The sequence below is a fragment of the Enterococcus sp. DIV0358 genome (assembly GCF_051713465.1).
GTDB classification, from domain to species: Bacteria; Bacillota; Bacilli; order Lactobacillales; family Enterococcaceae; genus Enterococcus; species Enterococcus faecalis.
Window position 1 is genome coordinate 279,988 of record NZ_JBIOPX010000001.1, and the last position, 20,795, is coordinate 300,782.

The following is a 20,795-nucleotide window of genomic DNA, read 5'->3' on the forward strand; positions in this document are numbered from 1 at the left end:
AAGACATGGAGAATAGTAAAAAAAATCAAGCAGTGCAAGTGAGCAATAGTTACTGGATTAAAGTCGTAGCCATTTTCTTCGTAGGCTGGATTTTAATGTACGCAACACGAACTATTTTTAATCCAGTGATGGGGGTCATTGGAGAACAATTTGGTCTAAGTAACACACAACTTGGTTTAGCCAATAGTATCTTCTTTCTAACCTATGCTGTTGCACAGATTCCTTTTGGGATGATTGGCGATAAAATTGGGCGGAAATTAGTCATTGCTGTTGGGTTTATCGTTCTTGCTATTTCTACTTATTTTAGTGGATTGGCGACAACCTTTGTTATGTTTTTAGTCATTCGTGCAATTGCTGGTATTGGTCAAGGAGCTTACTATGGCCCACAATATGCGCTATCGACAGAAGCGATTCCAGCAAGTAAACGGACCATCGGTAATGCCATCATCAATAGTGGGATGGCCTTCGGTACATCAGGTGGGTACTTACTTTCAAGTAAGTTGGTTTTAGAAAATGGTGAACATTGGAGCAAACCATTCTTTATCATGGCGATTCCAACGTTTATCGTAGGAATTCTTTTCTATACAATTTTGAAAGAAAAAGTGATTCGTCCTGGTGAAGAAGCTGCACGAGCAGCTGCTGAAGAAGGACCACAAGAAAAGATCTCATTAAAAGAAATTTTCTCAAATCGTAATTTATTAGCCGCATTTATTTTATGTTTCACAAGTATTTATGCAAACTTTGTCATTATTACTTGGTTGCCACAATTTTTAATTGCTGAACGTGGCTTTACAGGAGCGAGCGTTGGTTTCATTTCATCACTTGTACCATGGGCCTCTATTCCAGGAGCCTTAATCTTCGCTCGTTTGAATGATAAAACAGGTGCGACGAAAAAATTAGTCTTTACATTAGTACCTTTAGCAATCCTATCTGTCTTTGCGATTGCTTTTGTAACAAATCGGACATTGTTAATTTCTGTTTTAATTCTTTATGGGTTAACAGGGAAATTAGCGTTAGATCCAATTATGGTGACTTTTGTTACCAAACATGCACCAAAAGCGGCCTTAGGAACAACGTTAAGTGCCTATAATTTTATCGGGATGTCAGGGTCAATCCTAGCACCGTATGTCACAGGATATTTAGCAGATACAGCAGGCTCAATGCAAGTTGGCTTCTATCTTTCTTGTGTACTATTAGTTATTGGTTTACTAGCTTTTGCTTTCTTAGCTAAAGATGAGAGTAAACCGAAATTAGGTTAATTATCCCTTCGATAATGACTGAAACAATCAAAATGAGCAAGACAAAATCTTTCATTTCGTAAACAAATTATTTCTTATCCGTCGATACTGAAAAGATTTTGTCTTTGCTTTACTAAAAAGGAGCGAATCAATCAATGAGTTTAAACGTAATTGCCCTAGGTGGTAATGCTATTTTAGATACGGATCCAACAGATGAAGGCCAAAAAGCCGTCGTTAATCACGCGGCCAAATATATTGCAGAATTTGTTGCTAAAGGGGAACAAGTCATTGTCTGTCACGGAAACGGACCACAAGTAGGGAATTTGCTTTTACAACAAAAAGCAGGCGAAAGTGAAAAAAATCCAGCGTTGAAATTGGATACTTGTGTTGCGATGACACAAGGAAGCATCGGTTACTGGTTACAAAATGCTTTAACTAATGAGTTTGAAAAACGTAACATTGCTAAACCAGTTATCTCTGTAGTTACACAAGTGCGTGTGGACAAAGAAGATCCTTCGTTTAAAAAACCATCAAAACCAATTGGTCCATTCTATACAAAAGAAGAAGCTGACGCGGAAGCAGCCAAAGATGGCTCTACGTATGTGGAAGATGCTGGCCGTGGCTACCGAAAAGTTGTTCCATCACCAATGCCTAAAGAAATTGTTGAAAAAGAGGCGGTTCGTGCTTTAGTAGAGGCGGACGTTTTAACTATCTGTTCTGGTGGCGGGGGCATTCCGGTCGTAGCAGAAGACGGACAATACGTAGGTGTGGAAGCGGTTAACGACAAAGATTTCTCTGCACGTGTTTTAGCTGAAAACGTTGATGCAGACCGTTTGATTATTTTGACAGGCGTTGATAACATCTACATTAATTACAATCAACCAGATCAAAAAGCATTAGAACAAATCAGTGTAGCCGAAGCAGAAGAATACATTAAAGAAGGTCACTTTGCTGCTGGTAGTATGCTACCAAAAATCGAAGCTGCCTTAGACTTCGTAAAAGGTGATGACAAACGGAAAGCAATCATTACTTCTATCGAAAACTTAGAAAACATCGATAAAGAAGCAGGAACTGTGATCAGTCAAAAGGGGTAGTTTACCATGAAAAAACCGTCCATGATCACCCAAATTGCAATTGCTGTTGTCGTAGGAATCCTCGTAGGACTCTTGATTCCTGCTAGCGGCAATTACTTGAAAATAGTTGGAGATGTCTTTTTGCGACTGATGCAAATGGCTATTCCTATCTTGATCTTAGGGCAAATTGTCCAAGCAGTTGGCAGTATTAATCCAAAAGAATTAACGAGCCTTGGGGGTAGAACAATCGCTGTTTTCGGGATTTCCTCCTTAGCTGCCGCTTTATGGGGCGTCCTAATGGCAGTCATTTTTAATCCAGGATACGGTGTTAAAATGACTGGCTTCCAAGATGCTTCTATTAAAGCGCAAGAAATCTCAATCACTGATACGATTTTAAATTTCGTTCCGAAAAATATTTTTGATTCACTGACTCAAGGATCGATTATTCAAATTATTGTCTTTGCATTATTTTTTGGTTTAGCACTGAATAAATACTTACAAAGCCATCCAGAGACACAACTCTTCCAAATAATTGTGGACTTTAATGAAGTTATCATTACAGTCATTCGATACGTCATGTATCTAGCACCTCTGGGGATTTTTGCTTTAATTGCTTCAACAATTAGTCACTTAGGCCTTCAAATTATTTTACCGTTAGTGAAGTATCTATTGGTCTATGGATTAGGAACTATTTTATTTTTGGGCATCTGGATTTTGGTTATCACATTGTACTGTAAAGTAAGTCCACTACGTTTAATTACAAACATGAAAAATATGTCTGTGATGGCCTTGGCGACAACTTCTTCAGCAATTACTTTACCAGTAGCTTTGGAAGAAACAGAAACAAAATTAGGTTTAAGTAAGCGAATTACTAACTTAGTGTTGCCGTTAGGTATGTCGTTAAACAGTAACGGTTCAGCGATGCATATGGCTTTTACTGTAATGACTATCGCTCAGATGTATCAGCTAGAGTTTGATATTACGAAAATGATTTACTTAGCAATTACAGCAACGTTTGTCTCACTAGCAAACGCAGTTGTTCCCGGTGCGGGCTTAGTCTCACTGGCAGTGATTGTTCCGCAAATGGGTTTACCCATTGAGAGTATTGCAATTTTTGCAGGCGTCGAATGGTTTGTTGGCATGTTACGAACAATTTTAAATGTCAATTCAGATGTTTACTCTGCTATTCTAGTTGCAAAATCAGTGGATGAAATTGACTATACTGTCTTTAACAGTAGCAATAAGTAGTGAAAAAAGGGGAGGAAATGCAAGGACGAAGAAGAAAATCACTTGTTTTCTTTCCTTTTTTTAAGATTAATGATAAAGGAGCAAGCGCAATGGAAGAAATGGTTGTCGTTACACCGGAAAAATTAGAAAAGCTGATGAAGCAAAAATTAGAAGCTGCTGGTTTACATTCTGAACATGCCGAAGAAGTTGCTCGACATTTAACTTTTGCAGATGCTAGCGGTATTCATTCACACGGGGCGGTTCGTATGGATTATTATGCGGAACGGATTGCAAAAGGCGGGATCACGATTGACCCCGAATTATCATTTGAAAAAACTGGACCGTCCACTGCCATTTTTCATGGCGATAATGGCGTGGGTCAATTTGTTTGTAACGAAGCATTAGCTGCTGCAGTTGACCTAGCCAAAGATTCAGGGTTAGCATATGTTGGCGTTTCTCAAACGAGTCATAGCGGGACGTTATCGTATTATGTTAAAAAAGCAGCGGAACAAGGCATGGTTGCTCTTTCGATGTGTCAATCTGATCCAATGGTGGTACCGTTTGGTGGTACAAGCAATTATTTTGGAACAAATCCAATCGCTTTTGCAGCACCTAGAGCAGGTCATGAACCAGTCGTGTTTGATATGGCTACGACAGTACAGGCGTGGGGGAAAATTTTAGATGCACGTTCAAGAGATGTTGAAATTCCCGACACGTGGGCAGTAGACGAAAAAGGCCAGCCAACGACTGATCCTTATGAAGTACGAGGTTTATTGCCGATTTCAGGACCAAAAGGATATGGACTAATGATGATGGTCGATGTCTTAGCTGGTTCGTTGTTAGGCTTACCTTTTGGCAAACATGTCAGCTCCATGTATGCGGATTTAACGGAGAAACGGAATCTGGGACAGATGTTTTTAATCATTGATCCAAGCCGCTTTACAGATTCTGAACGATTTAAAGAAAATATTAATCAAATGGTGGAAGAACTTCATAGTGTGCCTACAGCAGAAGGGTTTCAACAAGTTTACTATCCAGGAGAAATTGGTCAGCTAAACTATCAAAAAGCCATGTCAGAAGGCATTGAAATTCCACAAAGTATTTATGATTATTTAGTTAGTGAGATTGTACATTACGATAAATATGGCGGGCAAGGTGCCTTTGCCAAATAATGAGGAGCGCAGAGGGTATTCGCTGCTGCGTTGCTCTCGCCTTCTTTCTATTGGAGGAAAGTAAAATGAAAAAATCGTCAAAAGTAGCACTTATTTTTGCATTTTTAGTTAGTATTTTTGTGCCAGTTGCGGCCTTTGCTGATGAGATTGGGGATGTAGTTGCCCCGACAGGAATCATGGCATTAGTTGTGATTATTCCATTGATTGTTGTTTTGGTTCTATTGTTTATGAAAGTCGATATGATTATTGCTGGTTTAATTGGTGGCGTCTTAGCGATGCTGATTGGCGGCATTGGACTAGAAGAAGCGAATAAACAGATGTTGGAAGCTATCCCGATGATGTTAGGAATTACCGTTCCCATCATTAATTCAGCTGTTGCGATGGCGGTCTTTAAAGCAGGTAGTTATTCAGCTGCATTAACTTTAGCTAAACGAGGCACAAAAGGAAAAGTCGAGTATGTTTCAGCTTTTATTGTTATCTTATTAGCCGCAGCCACATATATGTCAGGAATTGGTGGCGGAAGTGCGATGGTTATTGCGCCATTGGCCTTTGCTGCAGTTGGCGTTGTTCCTGAATTAATTGCAGCAATGTCTTTAGCTGCTGCGGTATCATTTACAACCTCACCCGCTTCATTAGAATCAAGTATTGTTTCAAAATTAGGCGATATCAGTGTCGGTTCATATGTTTCAACCATGCGACCTTACTGGTTATTCTTCGTAGCATTAGCGATTGTTTTAGCCTTTTGGGGAACGAAACATAGAAAGATTGGCTTTAAAGAGTCGGCAGATGATGAATTTGATAAAAAGAGCAATGGTGAATTATTTAAAATTACCTTGCCAGCCATTTTCTTATTGTTTGCTGTAATTTTTGGACCAATTGTGAATGATTTAATTGGTTTTGCCTTCTTTACGCCACTTGTATACATGATTTTAACATTAGTTTTAATTTTCTTATGTACAGATTTCTCAATGAACAAATCTGTCGAAGCGATGGTAGATGGGTCTACATATATTTTGACTCGTTTATTCCAAGTAGGGATTTTCTTAGCCTTTATTAATGTTATTGCACAAACAGGAACGTTTGCTGTAATCGCAGGTGTTGCTGAAAATGCACCAGCCTTTATTGTCGTGCCAGTTGCCATTTTAACAGGGATTTTAATTGGGATTCCAGCTGGGGCCTACGTAGGTTCTGTTTTAACTTTAGTGCTACCAGTTGCTGTATCGTTGAACTTCCCACCGTTAGCATTAGGTTTTGTAGCAATGGGTGTTGGTTTAGGTAGTCAAATGAGTTTCGTGAATATTACCATGCAAGCTTTATCTTCAGGCTTCCAAATTCCAATTTTGGATGTTGTTAAAGGAAACGTGAAATGGTTAAGTATTGCCTCTGTACTATTATTAGTTATCGGTTTAATCTTTGGATAAAAAACAATTTAGGGAGTGGAAAACATGGATTTATTAATTAAACAAGTTCGTCTTCAAGACGGTGAAGCATTACAAGATGTAGCTATTAAAGAAGGAAAAATCATTGAAATCGCCCCAGTTATTACTGGCGATGCCAAAGAAGTCATCGAAGCAGATGGTCGTGTTTTAATCCCAGGTTTTGTAGAAAGCCACTTACATTTGGACAAGGCATTAATCGCTGATCGTAAACCAAATAAATCAGGTACGTTGAAAGAAGCGATTGAAGTAACCGCAGAATTAAAACCAACATTTACCGAAGAAGACATTTACGACCGTGCTAAACGTGCTTTAGAAATGTTAATCGTTCATGGGACCACGGCGTTAAGAACGCATGCAGAATTTGACCCAGCGCAAGGTTTTACTGGCTTCAAAACAATTATGCGTTTGAAAGAAGAATACAAAGAGTTAATTGACATGCAAGTAGTCGCATTTCCGCAAGAAGGAATTTTTAAAGCCCCTGGAACAGAACAAATGATGTATGAAGCAATGGATATGGGCGCAGACGTTGTCGGCGGTATTCCTTATAATGATGCACCAGCGAAAGAACATATTGATTTAGTGTTTGAAATTGCTAAAAAATATGATAAAGATGTAGATTTACATCAAGATTTTGCCGATGAAGCTGATGATATGAGTATTGAATATTTATGTGAAAAAACTATCGCTGAAGGCTACCAAGGCCGTGTTTCAGTGGGCCACTTAACGGCATTGCACGCCTTACCTGAAGCAGAATTGGCGCCTATTATTGCAAAAATGGCGGAAGCGAATATTAGCGTAATGGCTTTACCAGCAACGGATTTACATTTAGGGGCTCGTGGTGATCAGTACAATGTTCGACGTGCGGTTACGCCAATCCGTAAATTACGCGATGGTGGCGTGAATGTCTGTATTGCTACAAATAATATTCGCAATGCTTTTACACCATATGGCACAGGGGATATTGTTCAAACAGCGATGCTATCCATTCCTGTTGGGCACCTAGGTGGAGCGGATGACTTAAAAACAGTGCTACCAATGGTAACAACAAGTCCTGCTCGTGCGATGGGACTAGAAGGATACGGTGTCGCAGTTGGGAATAAAGCAGATTTAGTCTTATTAGACACAAAAGTGGTTGAACATGCGATTATTGATATTCCAGAACGGTTATATGTTATTAAAAACGGCCGTGTTACAGTCAAGACAGACAAAAAAGTCGAAATCATTCGTTAAGAAAAAAAATAAAAAGCTCAAAATGTTAGTTGTCAAAACTAACATTTTGAGCTTTTTTTGATAAAGGTAAAGATGTGTTTGATTGATCCTGTTTTAGTTATTTTTTTGTTCCTCGAGTTCTATTTATAACAGAATTAAATCATTTCTTTGCTACCAACCGATCTAATTGTTCTTGAATCGCTAGTAAGTCAGGTAAAGAAACTTGCGCATTAATTAATAAAAATGGTGCAGCTTGTTTTACTTGCAGCAAAGGCGTAGTGCTTAAATAAAGGTCGTACCTATCTTCTTCAGACAATTGATTAATTGCAAGGTGATAGAAACTTGCAAACGTTTCACGAATTCGTTGAATGATAATCGCTTCAATCGGTGTAGGTAAGTCTGTTTCTATTTTTATGTGAATTGTTTGATTGAAAGCTGTTGGAGCAGTAATTAACGTGTAGGCCATCGATAATTGAAGGCCTAAGCCAGTTTGTTTAGCTGGGTTCGAAACATAGATGTCTTGCTCGGCGACTATCTTTTGTGCATGCTCAAATAAATGAGCAAAATTTTGTAATAAATACTTCTTAATATTGTAGCCAGTAAGTGTAAAATCCATTTGTTCAAATAACTCTACGAAAAGAAGACCAGCCACTAATTGTTTTGTGAATAAGCCCCTGTTTTTTGTCGTTTCAAAGGCATGAGGGTTTTCTGTTTCAAGGGAGTGAAGAATCTTTTTAATAAAAGAATTCGTCTCTGAAAATGGTTGGTTAGGTTCGATTAAATCTATAAAATGTTTGTTCGAGAGTTGTACTGTTGTATTTGTTAATAGAAATAAAAAAATCAGCTGGCTTTCACTCTTGGGTAACAGAAAGGCGTTCGTTAATTGATTTTCTAAATGTTCTTTTAGTAGATGATGAGTATCAACAAATTGAAGCAGTACTTCTTGATCTTCATCAGATAAAGAAGAAATAGATTCAGAAAATAGGAAATTTGTCTGGAATCCCTTTCGATAACGAATAATATTTACCGCTAAAATATAACAAATAAGTTTCATATTCAATTGATTAGCTGGAAAATAGCCTAAAGCAATCAGTTCTTTCGCAAGGGTTTCACATTTTGTTTGCGAAACGTCAGCAAATGGCCAATCGAGACCAGAAAAAACGCGCCAATAGAAAGCAATCATGAAAAAACGAATGCGTGGTTCAGCACCAACTAAACGAATCTCGCCTTTGGTTCTCTGGATCGAAAAATCAAAGGTTTTTAAAATGGTATCTAACTCAGCAACCTTATGCCGAACAGTTGATTCGGATAAGAATTGGTCCATACTAAATTTTGTTAAATGAACATTGCTTTCAAAGAATAGTTTTTCGAGCAATGTAAAATACGGACTACTTTGCAAAATTTGCTTCGTCAAAATTTTATATTCTTTTTTTGATCCCATGAAACAATAGCCTTTACCTCGCTCGGCAGAGAAAATATGTGAACAATTATTAGCCAATACATAAGGTTTACTAATTAAGGATTCGTAGTATTTATTAATTGAACGTCGATCCATTTGTAACAATTGACTAAGTGTTTCAATACGAATAAAGTTTTTTTTATGGTACAACAAACGCAGTAAATCCAATTCCTTTTTAACTTCTGAGCCGAAAAAAGTGTCTAATATTTCCATTATTCTTCTCCAATTGGTTCGATTCTTTTTGTTAAAATAAGTATAACTTGTTTTTTATTCGATTGTTTAAAAAAATGTACTTAACAAGTACATTTTTTTGTCTCCTTAAAAGTTATTTCTGTAGTAAGTTACATATATCGCTCAAATTTCATTTGAATGAGAAATTACTTACCACAAAGGAGTTAAAAAAATTGAAAAAAACAACCTTATTTTTATTTATGTTCTTTTTCCTAATGACTATTTTTAGTATAGACGTTTCCGCAGAAACATACAATTTTAACTATAAAAATGACGAACAAGGTCATTATTTAACGAACGGAATTAGTGAGGGAGACACAAACAATTATGATTATGGTCATGCCCCTGAAGCGACATTTGACGAAGAAAAATATGTGAATTATGGAGATGAAGCTTATTTGAAGAAAAGTGTGGCGGCTGTAACAGGCCAGCAAGGGCTTTTTAATGTGACTTTAGATGTAAAAGGAAATCAAACAGAAAGCCCTATTGATCTAGTGCTAGTGATTGACTATTCTTCGTCAATGAAAGGTGAAAAATTAAACAACGCTTTGAAAGGTTTGCAACAATTCGGCGAAGAACTTTCAGATTCATTAACAGATGGTCATGTTCGAATTGGTATTGTTGCCTATAATCGACTAACTTACTCCACCGCGGATTTTTCTACAGACATGAATGACTTAGAAGACTTTTTAAGAAATACAGCCGAACCACATTCAGGTACATTTATGCAAAAAGGCTTGCTAGAAGGGCAACGTTTATTGGCTGAAAAAAGTCGTCCAAATGCAAAAAAGATGTTGGTTCATATTGGTGATGGGAGTGCAAATGCTAGTTTTTTACCTAGAGAAAATGCTCAAATCTATCCCAATAATGGTGAAATTATCGATTACAACGGTTACCATACATCGTCCTACATGGAAGAGTTTCAAACAGAATCCAATCAGTACTATACAAGTAACAGTGCTTCTACTGATGCTAACGCTATCCAAACAAACAGTACAACAGTGACAGATAATACGTTAGGAACCATTGTTTCTCTAAAAAAATCAGGAGATACTTATTATTCAATTGCAGCTAATCCTTCGTTAAGAGGAGAGTATATTAGTAGGAATATAGCTTCTGATCCTAAAAATTATTTGATTATTGATGAAAATTTATCTGGCTTGGGCACTGCGCTGAAAGAATTAGCTGGGAGTATCAATAATACTATCCATGAGGGGCTCATTATCGATCCGATGGGAGAAAATATTCTTTTACAAGGTGCTGGGAATTTCACAGAAGATAACTACCAACTAAAAGGTTGGCGAAAAATACCAACGGGTGAATGGTTAGAGGCTAGTGACTTATTGACTGATGTCGTAGTTACAGAAGAAAATCAAGTGCTCCATATTTCTACTATTTCATTAGGAAAGAACGAACGTTTAACATTAACTTATCAGATTAGATTGAACACAGAAACAAATGATTTTAAAGGAGATACATGGTTTTTATGTAATGATCGTACTAGGTTACAGCCAACTCCAGAAGAAGAAGCAGTTGATTTTCCGATTCCAGCAATTAAAGCACCTACTGTACAATTAAAATTGATTAAGAACTGGGAAAATATTGCAGAAAAAGAAATTCCAGAAGCAATTCAATATCAAGTAACTCGAAAAGCGACAACAGAAGAAGCTGCTTGGTCTACTTCAGAAGTCATGCAACTAACCAAAAAAGAAGGCTATCAAAAGCTGATTAATCAAGTAACGGTTAATGGCGCAGAAGTAGTATTACCAAAGTTTAATAACAGGGGTGAAGACTTTATATATCAGATAGAAGAAGTGAACGTGCCATCTGAATTTGACAGTATAATGACAAAGACAAAGGATGAATTTATCCTTACCAATCGTCGTAAAGAAGTTGTTTCCAGCACAACAGATACAAGTACGAATGAGTCTTTAAGTTCTGAGACTGCTACGACAAATTCGAGTGCTGAAAAACCAATTGTTGTAGAAACTACCACAGCAACCTCAGAACTCAAGGATAATAATTTCTTAGCAGAGACGAACACAACAGCAAAAAAAATAACGAAGGCTACACCCAATGACACACATTTACCAAAAACAAACGAAACCCAGAAATTTCAAAGAGTATTCTTACTATTAGGTGGTTTATTGGTAGGTTTATCTGGATTCTATTTACTTAAGCAGAGAAACTAAAATAATTCTTTAAATAAAGCAATAAAAGGCGGCTCAACGAAGCGGCCTTTTTCTTGATTCATTACCAAAATATAACGAATTTTGTAACAAAAACGTTTGATAAAAAGAAGGAAAAATGATTAATTTTACGAAAAAAAGCATATATCGACAAAAAAGAAGCAAAATTTGAATAAAAAAAGAAAAAATATGAAAAAAAATCGAAGAATTGTTTAACAATTGAAAACACGTGAAAACCAGTCATGACAAGGTGTAAAAACCTTACAAAAGGTAAGTTTACCTATTATGAAGAAAGAAGGAATGATCTGAAATGTTTTTGTAACATTTCTATTGCTTAATTGAAATATGGGTGTGGTAGAATGTTTTTGTCGTAAGAAAAGATTAAGATATTTTAAATAAACTTTAGAAATTAATTCGGAGGAATGACAAGTGAAGAAACGTCTATTTGCATCAGTATTACTATGTTCATTAACGCTATCAGCAATTGCTACCCCAAGCATCGCTTTGGCGGACAATGTTGATAAAAAAATTGAAGAAAAAAATCAAGAAATTTCATCATTAAAAGCAAAACAAGGGGATTTAGCTTCACAAGTATCTTCTTTAGAAGCAGAAGTATCTTCAGTATTTGATGAAAGCATGGCTTTACGTGAACAAAAGCAAACCCTAAAAGCAAAATCAGAACAATTACAACAAGAAATTACAAACTTGAATCAACGTATTGAAAAACGTAACGAAGCAATCAAAAATCAAGCACGCGATGTTCAAGTTAATGGACAAAGCACAACAATGCTAGATGCAGTTTTAGATGCGGACTCAGTTGCAGACGCAATCAGCCGTGTTCAAGCTGTTTCAACAATCGTAAATGCCAACAACGACTTAATGCAACAACAAAAAGAAGACAAACAAGCTGTTGTTGATAAAAAAGCTGAAAACGAGAAAAAAGTGAAACAACTTGAAGCAACAGAAGCTGAATTAGAAACAAAACGTCAAGATTTACTTTCTAAACAATCTGAATTAAACGTAATGAAAGCTTCATTAGCATTAGAACAATCATCTGCTGAAAGTTCTAAAGCTGGCTTAGAAAAACAAAAAGCAGCTGCTGAAGCAGAGCAAGCACGTTTAGCTGCTGAACAAAAAGCTGCAGCTGAAAAAGCCAAACAAGCTGCTGCAAAACCAGCTAAAGCTGAAGTGAAAGCAGAAGCACCAGTTGCCTCTTCATCAACAACAGAAGCACAAGCACCAGCAAGCTCAAGCTCAGCAACTGAATCAAGCACGCAACAAACAACTGAAACAACTACACCAAGTACAGATAATAGTGCAACAGAAAATACTGGCTCTTCTTCATCAGAACAACCAGTACAACCTACAACACCAAGTGATAATGGAAATAATGGTGGCCAAACTGGTGGTGGAACAGTTACACCAACACCAACACCTACACCAGAACCAGAGAAACCAACACCACCAACACCAACACCTTCTGCTGATCCAACAATCAATGCATTGAACGTTCTACGTCAATCATTAGGTTTACGTCCAGTAGTATGGGATGCAGGTTTAGCAGCTTCTGCAACTGCTCGTGCAGCACAAGTTGAAGCAGGTGGTATCCCAAATGATCACTGGTCTCGCGGAGATGAAGTTATCGCAATTATGTGGGCTCCAGGTAACTCAGTAATCATGGCGTGGTACAATGAAACAAACATGGTAACAGCTTCAGGTAGCGGTCACCGTGATTGGGAAATTAACCCAGGTATTACACGTGTCGGTTTTGGTTACTCAGGTAGCACAATTGTAGGACACTCTGCCTAATCAGCAATGATAAAAATAGACGTAAGCAGCTTCTGGAAAGAAGCTGCTTTTTTCGTTACTATTTCATCCATCTCCGTTGACAAATTTGCTAAACGTGGTATTCTAATTATAATCTAATAATTTCCGTTGAATAGGAAAGTAAATGCAAGACAGCTGGTAGAGAGACTTTGGTTGGTGAAAAAAGTTAGATGTCTGTATCGAAAAATGGCCTAGGAGGAATTTTTGTCGAAACGTAGGCAAAAACGTAATGTCTTTCGTTAACAAGACCGCTGATTATGATTGTCAGTTGAAGGGAAAGAGTCATCTTTCCGAAAAAAGGTGGTACCGCGATAATAATCGCCCTTTTACTAGTTACGGCTAGTAAAAGGGCGTTTTTTTATAAATAAAAATAGGAAAGAGTGAGGCAAATGAGTAGTCAGATTCCTTTTACAGTTGATCATGTGGGAAGTTTTTTACGTCCAGAAACAATTAAGAAAGCACGGAAAAAGGTCCAAGCAGGTGCTTTATCTCAAGCAGAGCTACGTCTTATTGAAGATGAAGAAATCAAAGCATTAGTAGCAAAACAAAAAGCTGGCGGCTTACGGGGAATCACAGATGGTGAATTTCGTCGCGGTTTTTGGCATATTGATTTCTTAGAAGGATTAAATGGCGTGACAGGCTATATCCCAGAAACGGGGTATAACCAAACCTTTCATGGAAAAGCAGCTCCGGCCTATAATATCCGCGTAGTGGATAAAATATCTTTTCCTGCGCAACATCCATTTTTAGAGGACTTTTCATTTTTAAAAGAGGTGGTGGAAGTTGGTGATGGCACGGTAGCCAAAGCAACGATCCCTAGTCCGACCATGATTTTACGTCAAGAAATTTTATCCAACGACGGCACCTCGCGCATTCAAACAATTTATCCAGAGATTGGTGCTTTTTATAAGGATTTAGCACAAACATATAAAGCCGCAATTGCGGCCTTTTACGAGAGAGGTTGCCGCTATTTACAATTTGATGATACAAATTGGGCGTTTCTAGCGGATCAGACAAAACAAGAAGAATTACGAGCAAAAGGAATACAGCCAGAAGAAATTACACAAGTGTGTACCACGATTATTAATGAAGCCTTAGCTGGCAAGCCAGAAGATTTAACTGTAACCACACACATTTGCCGTGGGAACCATGCTTCGTCTTGGTTATTTTCAGGTGGTTATGAACCGATAGCAAAAGAATTATTTGCTACGAATTATGATGGTTTCTTCTTGGAATATGACTCAGATCGTGCAGGGGACTTTTCACCATTAAGACATTGGCAAAATAATGGCAGCAAAGTCGTTTTAGGTTTAGTTACTTCTAAGTTTCCTGAATTAGAAGAGACTGAACAAGTGAAAGCACGAATTGAAGAAGCCCAACAGTTTGTTCCTTTAGAAAACTTAAGTATTAGTCCGCAATGTGGTTTTGCTTCAACGGAAGAAGGAAATCGTTTGACGGAGAAAGAACAATGGCGCAAAGTTCAATTACTTCAAGAAATTGCTAGAGAAGTATGGTAAAAAACTGGGACATAAGTCTAAACGGCTTATGTCCCAGTTTTTTCATTGTATTATTTTAAATATTGATCTTTAGTAAAATTCGTGTGTTCATACTCGCCGTTGTCACCATAAAAGCGGTTATAGCGTTGTTTGAATTTGCGGAATAAATAAATGACTGTCACTTTAACTAGGCAATACATTGGAATCCCAAAAATAACGCCCATTAAACCAAACAGTTCACCCATAACTAACAAGACAAGTAAAATAGTAATCGGATGGACTTTTAATTTATCGCCCATCACACGAGGAATAACAAAATCACCATGAATCAATTGGATGGCAAACCAGACGATAACAAATTTAACTACCATAAATGTGGAATCCTGAAAGGCAATAATCAATCCAGGAATAAAGGCAATAAATGGCCCGATATAAGGAATAATACATAAAATACCCGCAGCTAAAGCTAAAATGCTACCAAATTGTAAACCAATTAATAGAAAAGTTGGCCAATACATAATCCCTAAAACCAAGGAAGCAATGACTTGACCTTTTAGATAATCGCCAATTTGAATGTTGGCAATTTGGCTATATTCGTCAAAATCAGGACGAAAAGCTGGGGGAATGATGCCTTTTACAAAGCGATAAAACTTTTCTTTGTCTTTTAAAAGGAAAAAAGCGATGATAGGTCCTGTAAACAAGGTTAGGAAAGTAGAAGAGACTGCAGAAAAGACGCTTCCCAGACCTTGTGCGCCTGTTTGTAGGTAATCCCCTGCAAAGTCTTTAAAGGAGTTTGCAAGTTTGCCCCAGAGCTGATTAATCGACTCATTAGCAGATTCTAAATCTTTTGCAAAAGGTGTTTTAGCCATAAATTCTTGTACTGTTTGGAGCGTGCTTTTCCAAAAACTTGGGAATTGTTTGATTAATTCTTCCGTTTGGTCTTGGATAATTGGGAAAAGTTGCAGTCCAGCTAACACTAGTAATGCAATAATTAAGACATAGAGAATCGCAATCGCCCAAACACGGGGAATTTTTTTCTCAAGGCGTTTCACCATTGGATTAAGCAAATAAAATAGAATAATACCAAAAAGTACCGGGCCTAAGACGGCACTAAAAATAACAAAAATTGGTTTAAAGATAAATGAAACAGTGTTGAATAAAAAGATAGTTACAGCAATTAGACAAAGGATAGTTAATGTGTAAAGTAAATTTTTCCCACCTAAAAAGCGGATCCACTTGGTACTTTCTTTATCCATAAGTTGCTCCTTTCGTTAAGCTTTATTTCTAAAATGACCAATAATTTCAATGACACCCATGAAAATCAGGATAAATCCAAAGACTTGCATCAAAACTAAGAGACTTTTGAAGGGGTTGAAAACTAAAACAGCTCCAGCGATTAAAACCAGAATACTGTAGATAAGCGCGCCTGTTTGACGAGTATTTAAAGCAAAAGTCAATTGAACGAGGCCGTTTATAACAATGCTAATCCCTAATAAAAACGGCAGAATCGAAACGATCACTGGTGCAAAAAATAAAAAGGCTACTGCTAAGACGACAAAGATTAAACCTGTTACGAAACCAAGTCCCCAGCTACCCGTTTGTTTTTTTATTTTGTAGTCATCATAAATATTAATTAACCCTAAAAGCATCAAATAACCAGCAATTAAATAACCGACGAACTGGAAGAAAGCACCGGGATTAAAGACAATGGCACTTCCGATAACGATAAAGACGGCGTCGCGCAATAGGGTATGGCGCCGAAAATTTTCTCTAAAAGTTTGGAACATAAAAATCCTCCTCAATGTTATTGTTTCTTTTATTCTAGCGGAAAAAAGAAAAAAGTGCGAGTGGTAGCTCTAAAAAGTGTTGGAAACTGTGTCTTTAGAAAAAATAACATTAAAAATTAAAAAAGTCTTACAAATGAGCGAAAATTGGCATATAATGGAAAGTGAAATTTTATTTTAAGAAGGAGAGATTTGATGGATTTATTACCTTTATTAGGCGTATTGATCGTCATTGTCGGCTTCGCATTGAAATTTGATGCTATCTTGATTGTGATGGTTGCTTTAATAGTGACGGCTTTTACTGGCGGGCTTGGTTTGACATCAATGCTAGAAACACTAGGAACAACCTTTGTGAATAATCGAGGCATGGCTATCTTTATTATTATTATGTTAGCAACAGGAACGTTAGAGAGAAATGGCTTGAAAGAGTCAGCGGCTACGTTGATTAAACGATTCAAAAAGGTATCTGCTGGTGTGATTATTGACATTTATGGTGTCTTTCGGATTATCTTCGCCGCTTTTAACGTAAGTTTCGGTGGGGTAGCAGGTTTTGTGCGTCCGATTATTTTGCCAATGGCGTTAGGAACAATTGAATCAAAAAATTTACCAATGGTGCCAGAGTATGAAGAAGAACTAAAAGGGATGGCTTCAGCCATGGAAAATATCTGTTGGTTCTTTGGTCAAGTTCTGTTTGTTGGTGGGGCTGGGGCATTGCTTGTTCAATCAACATTGAAAGATTTAGGCTATGAAGTGACATTAGGTAAATTGGCTTTAGTGGAAGTACCAGTCGCCTTAGTTGCCTTAATTTCGGCAAGTATTTACTTTACTTTAAAAGAAAAAAGATTACGTAAAAAATATTATGGACAGGAGGGACTGAAATGAGTTTTTTCACAGATCCAAGTATTGATTTGAGTGCAAAGTTATTGGAAGTCCTTTATATTTTTATGGGTATTATCTTGTTATATACAAGTTTTCGTAGTTTTCGTGATAAAACCAATCAACATGCGTATGGGACTAGTTTATTCTGGGGGATTTTAGGGATCTTAATCGGTTTTGGTCGGTTTATTCCACCAGTTGCCTGTGGCGTACTTATTTTTGTGATGACAATTCCGGCAATTCTTCAAAAAGTGACAAAAGGAGAAAGTCGCTTACCTTCGAAAGAATACATGGAAAAAATGTCTCAAAAATTAGGAATGAAGATTTTTATTCCCGCACTAAGTATCGGGGTTTTTGCAATTCTTTTTGCCACATTGACTACTTTAGGGGCTTTAGTCGGTGTCGGTGTTGGTGTCTTTGTAGCGATTTTCATCATGATGTTCTTTTCTAAAAATAATACGCCGAAAGTATTTTTTGATGATGCGGCGGAAATGTTAGAGACAGTCGGTCCGCTTAGTACGTTGCCAATGCTATTAGCTTGTTTAGGTGCTGTTTTTACTAGCGCTGGTGTTGGTGAGATTATTTCAAAAGGAGTTAGTGCCGTAGTACCAGCAGGAAATGTCAATGTAGGGATTATTATTTATGCTGTGGGAATGGTTATTTTTACGGCTATCATGGGCAATGCCTTTGCAGCAATAACCGTGATGACAGTCGGAATTGGTGTGCCGTTTGTCTTTTCTTTAGGTGCAGATCCCGCATTAGTTGGGATGGTTGCCTTAACATGTGGTTTTTGTGGTACACTGTTAACACCGATGGCTGCGAACTTTAATATCGTACCTGTAGCCATGTTGGAAATGAAAGATAAGTACGGCGTCATTAAAAATCAATTGCCGATTGCACTTTTCATGTTAATTTTCCAAATTGTTTATATGATTCTATTCAAATAAGAAAGGATGATCGAAATGAAAGTTGTCGTTACTGGCTTTGATCCATTTGGAGGAGAAGCAATCAATCCTGCCTTTGAAGCAGTCAAAAAATTACCTGCTGAAATTGCAGGAGCTGGAATTATTAAAGTGGAGGTGCCAACTGTTTTTGGCACTAGTGGTGAAAAAGTGGCTGAAGCAATTGAAACCCATCAACCAGATATGGTGATTTGTGTTGGACAAGCAGGCGGCCGTCAAACAGTCACTGTTGAAAAAGTAGCGATTAATTTAGCGGAAGCGCGTATCCCGGATAATGCAGGTCAACAACCAAGCGATGTGCCGTTGGTTGAAGATGGAGCAACAGCCTATTTTACAAATTTACCGATTAAAGCGATGGTAAAAAATTGTCATGACCATCAATTACCTGCAGCGATTTCTTATACAGCAGGAACCTTTGTATGTAATGATATTATGTATCACTTACTACACTTAATTAACACTAAATATCCAACTATTCGTGGCGGATTTATTCATGTTCCGTTCCTACCAGAACAAACAATTGATAAACCAACGTTTGCTTCTATGTCATTAGAAGCAATTACAGATTCTTTGTTCTATATGATTGAAGCAGCGGTAAAAACGCAAGAAGATATTCAACTACAAGGTGGCACAACCCACTAATTAACAGGCGCTTTCGTGAGAACGGAGGCGCTTTTCTATTTTTACAAAAAGAAAAAGTAATTTTTGTTGGCGTGTGAAAAAATTTTTTATACTATTTTCGTTGACAAGTCGGTTTCTTCTTGGTATATTGAGATTCATAAATTATTAGCCCAGTAGGAAATAGATGTTTTGTTCAGAAAGTCGATGGTTGCTGCGAATCGATCAAGTCTATTTGTGAATTACACTAATAAGTAGTAACAATTACATAATACATAAGCGAGAAGCAAGTAAGCTTCTAATTAAGGTGGTACCGCGGAGAGATTCGTCCTTATTCTTTAAGGATGAATCTCTCTTTTTATGTAGCTTTAGGAGGCGTTTTCAATGAGTTGTGGAGGGGTTATTCGTTATCATAAGATCCTTTAATGTCAGAGTATTCAGAAAAAAGATTAGAGGAGAGTAACGAAATGAAAGAAAAACAGAAAAAGAAGACCGTGAGTGTTCGAGAAGCAAGTATCGTGTTATTAATTATTGTGGCAGCTATTGCAACAGGAGTAATTGGCTTAAAGATATCGCCAAATATTACTATTTTGTTTGTGATTGCATTGATTTTAGGCTACGCAATGTTTCGTAAAGTACCATTTGAACAAATGCATAAAGGGATTGTTGATGGCTTGAAGCCAGGAATTATTCCAATTTTTATTTTTATTTTAGTGGGTGCATTGATTGCCGTTTGGATTCAAGCAGGAATTATTCCAACGATTATGGTTTTTGGTTTTAAAATGATTAGTGTTAAATGGTTTGTGCCGTCAGTTTTTATTGTCTGTGCGATTGTCGGCAGTGCAGTAGGTAGTGCTTTTACAGTGATGTCAACAATTGGAATTGCCTTTTTCGGTATTGGCAGTACCTTAGGATTAAACCCTGCTTTAGTTGTGGGTGCGATTGTTTCTGGCTCAGTCTTTGGTGATAAAATGTCGCCTTTATCAGAATCAACAAACTTAGCCGCAGCGATTGTTGAAGCGGATTTGTTTAAACATATAAAAAACTTGATGTGGTCGACTGTACCAGCATTTATCGTCTCTTTAATCTTGTTTATGATTTTAGGGCAAACGTACGCGAATACAAGTCTGACAGAAGTAGTTCAAGTTATTCAAGTATTGGAAGACCACTTTACCATTTCCATTTGGTCATTGTTACCATTAGCCTTAATGTTAATCTGTGCCTGGCGCAAAATTCCAGCGATTATCACGATTTTGTTAAACATTATTGTGGCAGTAATTATGATTATTATTCAAAATCCGAAAGTATCGTTGCAGGCATTAGGAAACACGTTGGAAAATGGGTTTGTTTCTCAAACGGGGAACGCACAAATTGATCAATTACTAAGTCGTGGCGGAATTATGAGTATGATGCCGACTGTGGCACTTATTATTCTAACGTTGTCTCTAGGTGGCTTATTAATGGAATTAGGATTGATTTCTGCGGTCATGGAAGTTGTTTCGCAGAAAATGAGCAGTACACCGAAATTGATTTTATCAACGTTATTAACAGGAATTGGCGTAAATATTTTTATTGGTGAACAATTCCTATCGGTTATTTTACCAGGAAATGCCTTTAAAGAAGTTTACAAAAAAGAAGGCTTGGATCCGACTGTTTTAGGCAGAACCTTGGAGGATGGCGGGACGGTTATTAACTACCTCATTCCTTGGGGGATTGCAGGTAGCTTCGTAGCGGGGACCTTTGGCGTACCAACGTTGACTTACTTACCATTTGTTTTCTTTAGCTTATTATCGCCTGTCTTCTCAATGGTCAGTGCATTTACTGGTTTAGGGATTAAGCGGTTATCAGCAGAACCTGTTACCGAAAAATAGATTGATTAAAATAGAACAGTTGATGGGGAATACTGTAGTTTCTCCCTGTCAATTGTTCTATTTTTCTTGTAAAAAAGGTTGCATTTTTAGAAAGAAAAAGCTATAGTTGACTAGTCAATTGTTG

General features: G+C 37.3%; 17 protein-coding genes and 2 other annotated features. Of the genes, 13 read left to right on the forward strand and 4 right to left on the reverse strand.

Annotated elements, in window-relative coordinates; translation table 11 throughout:
• Positions 1-5 precede the first annotated feature (5 nt).
• The 6 genes from IGK70_RS01470 (at position 6) to IGK70_RS01495 (ending at position 7,379) form a co-directional block, all read left to right on the forward strand.
• A complete protein-coding gene (locus tag IGK70_RS01470) occupies positions 6-1,259 on the forward strand; it encodes an MFS transporter (protein ID WP_002355251.1) in 1,254 nt (417 codons plus the stop codon).
• Between the two features lie 134 nt (positions 1,260-1,393).
• Entirely contained in the window at positions 1,394-2,332 is a 939-nt protein-coding gene (gene arcC / locus IGK70_RS01475; RefSeq protein WP_002355252.1) for a carbamate kinase, read from the forward strand.
• Between the two features lie 6 nt (positions 2,333-2,338).
• Entirely contained in the window at positions 2,339-3,559 is a 1,221-nt protein-coding gene (locus tag IGK70_RS01480) for a dicarboxylate/amino acid:cation symporter (RefSeq protein ID WP_002361159.1), read from the forward strand.
• 89 nt (positions 3,560-3,648) lie between these two features.
• Positions 3,649-4,710 carry an ureidoglycolate dehydrogenase gene (gene allD / locus IGK70_RS01485; RefSeq protein ID WP_010710125.1) on the forward strand — a complete coding sequence of 354 codons (1,062 nt, stop codon included), beginning with the start codon at positions 3,649-3,651 and terminating at the stop codon, positions 4,708-4,710.
• Positions 4,710-6,131: a hypothetical protein gene (locus IGK70_RS01490; RefSeq protein ID WP_002408676.1), complete on the forward strand. Its 1,422-nt coding sequence runs from the start codon at positions 4,710-4,712 to the stop codon at positions 6,129-6,131. The genes allD and IGK70_RS01490 overlap by 1 nt, the downstream gene beginning before the upstream one ends.
• 24 nt (positions 6,132-6,155) lie before the next feature.
• A complete protein-coding gene (locus IGK70_RS01495; RefSeq protein ID WP_438775150.1) occupies positions 6,156-7,379 on the forward strand; it encodes an amidohydrolase family protein in 1,224 nt (407 codons plus the stop codon).
• A gap of 139 nt (positions 7,380-7,518) precedes the next feature.
• Here IGK70_RS01495 and IGK70_RS01500 read toward each other — a convergent pair whose 3' ends face one another.
• Positions 7,519-9,030 carry a helix-turn-helix domain-containing protein gene (locus IGK70_RS01500; protein WP_104855598.1) on the reverse strand — a complete coding sequence of 504 codons (1,512 nt, stop codon included), beginning with the start codon at positions 9,028-9,030 and terminating at the stop codon, positions 7,519-7,521.
• A gap of 74 nt (positions 9,031-9,104) precedes the next feature.
• Between IGK70_RS01500 and IGK70_RS01505 the strand changes: the two genes are divergently transcribed.
• On the forward strand, positions 9,105-11,240 hold the full coding sequence (locus tag IGK70_RS01505) for a vWA domain-containing protein (protein WP_104855604.1): 2,136 nt from the start codon (positions 9,105-9,107) through the stop codon (positions 11,238-11,240).
• A 61-nt stretch (positions 11,241-11,301) separates the two neighbouring features.
• Here IGK70_RS01505 and IGK70_RS01510 read toward each other — a convergent pair whose 3' ends face one another.
• Entirely contained in the window at positions 11,302-11,481 is a 180-nt protein-coding gene (locus IGK70_RS01510; protein ID WP_033591568.1) for a hypothetical protein, read from the reverse strand.
• Positions 11,482-11,666: 185 nt separating this feature from the next.
• Between IGK70_RS01510 and IGK70_RS01515 the strand changes: the two genes are divergently transcribed.
• Together IGK70_RS01515 and IGK70_RS01520 are read left to right on the forward strand one after the other, a co-directional pair.
• Positions 11,667-13,046, forward strand: coding sequence for a PcsB-like coiled-coil domain-containing protein (locus IGK70_RS01515; RefSeq protein WP_104855599.1), 1,380 nt, complete (start codon positions 11,667-11,669; stop codon positions 13,044-13,046).
• Positions 13,047-13,163: 117 nt separating this feature from the next.
• Positions 13,164-13,393, forward strand: a binding site (T-box leader).
• A 60-nt stretch (positions 13,394-13,453) separates the two neighbouring features.
• The gene (locus IGK70_RS01520) at positions 13,454-14,581 is read left to right on the forward strand and encodes a 5-methyltetrahydropteroyltriglutamate--homocysteine S-methyltransferase (RefSeq protein ID WP_104855600.1); all 1,128 of its coding nucleotides are present in this window, start codon (positions 13,454-13,456) and stop codon (positions 14,579-14,581) included.
• A 50-nt stretch (positions 14,582-14,631) separates the two neighbouring features.
• Here the strand turns inward: IGK70_RS01520 and IGK70_RS01525 are convergent, their stop codons facing one another.
• Positions 14,632-15,816, reverse strand: coding sequence for an AI-2E family transporter (locus tag IGK70_RS01525; protein ID WP_010817008.1), 1,185 nt, complete (start codon positions 15,814-15,816; stop codon positions 14,632-14,634).
• A gap of 15 nt (positions 15,817-15,831) precedes the next feature.
• Entirely contained in the window at positions 15,832-16,347 is a 516-nt protein-coding gene (locus IGK70_RS01530; protein ID WP_002381189.1) for an HdeD family acid-resistance protein, read from the reverse strand.
• A 192-nt stretch (positions 16,348-16,539) separates the two neighbouring features.
• On the opposite strand from IGK70_RS01530, the gene IGK70_RS01535 reads away from it, so the two are divergent.
• The 4 genes from IGK70_RS01535 (at position 16,540) to nhaC (ending at position 20,671) form a co-directional block, all read left to right on the forward strand.
• The gene (locus IGK70_RS01535; protein ID WP_002355265.1) at positions 16,540-17,226 is read left to right on the forward strand and encodes a DUF969 domain-containing protein; all 687 of its coding nucleotides are present in this window, start codon (positions 16,540-16,542) and stop codon (positions 17,224-17,226) included.
• Positions 17,223-18,167, forward strand: a complete 945-nt coding sequence (locus IGK70_RS01540; RefSeq protein ID WP_002355267.1) for a DUF979 domain-containing protein — start codon at positions 17,223-17,225, stop codon at positions 18,165-18,167. Before IGK70_RS01535 ends, IGK70_RS01540 begins: the two co-directional genes overlap by 4 nt.
• A gap of 15 nt (positions 18,168-18,182) precedes the next feature.
• Entirely contained in the window at positions 18,183-18,824 is a 642-nt protein-coding gene (gene pcp / locus IGK70_RS01545) for a pyroglutamyl-peptidase I (protein WP_104855601.1), read from the forward strand.
• A gap of 136 nt (positions 18,825-18,960) precedes the next feature.
• Positions 18,961-19,136, forward strand: a binding site (T-box leader).
• Between the two features lie 89 nt (positions 19,137-19,225).
• Entirely contained in the window at positions 19,226-20,671 is a 1,446-nt protein-coding gene (nhaC, locus tag IGK70_RS01550) for a Na+/H+ antiporter NhaC (RefSeq protein WP_025191077.1), read from the forward strand.
• The last annotated feature ends 124 nt before the right edge of the window (positions 20,672-20,795 follow it).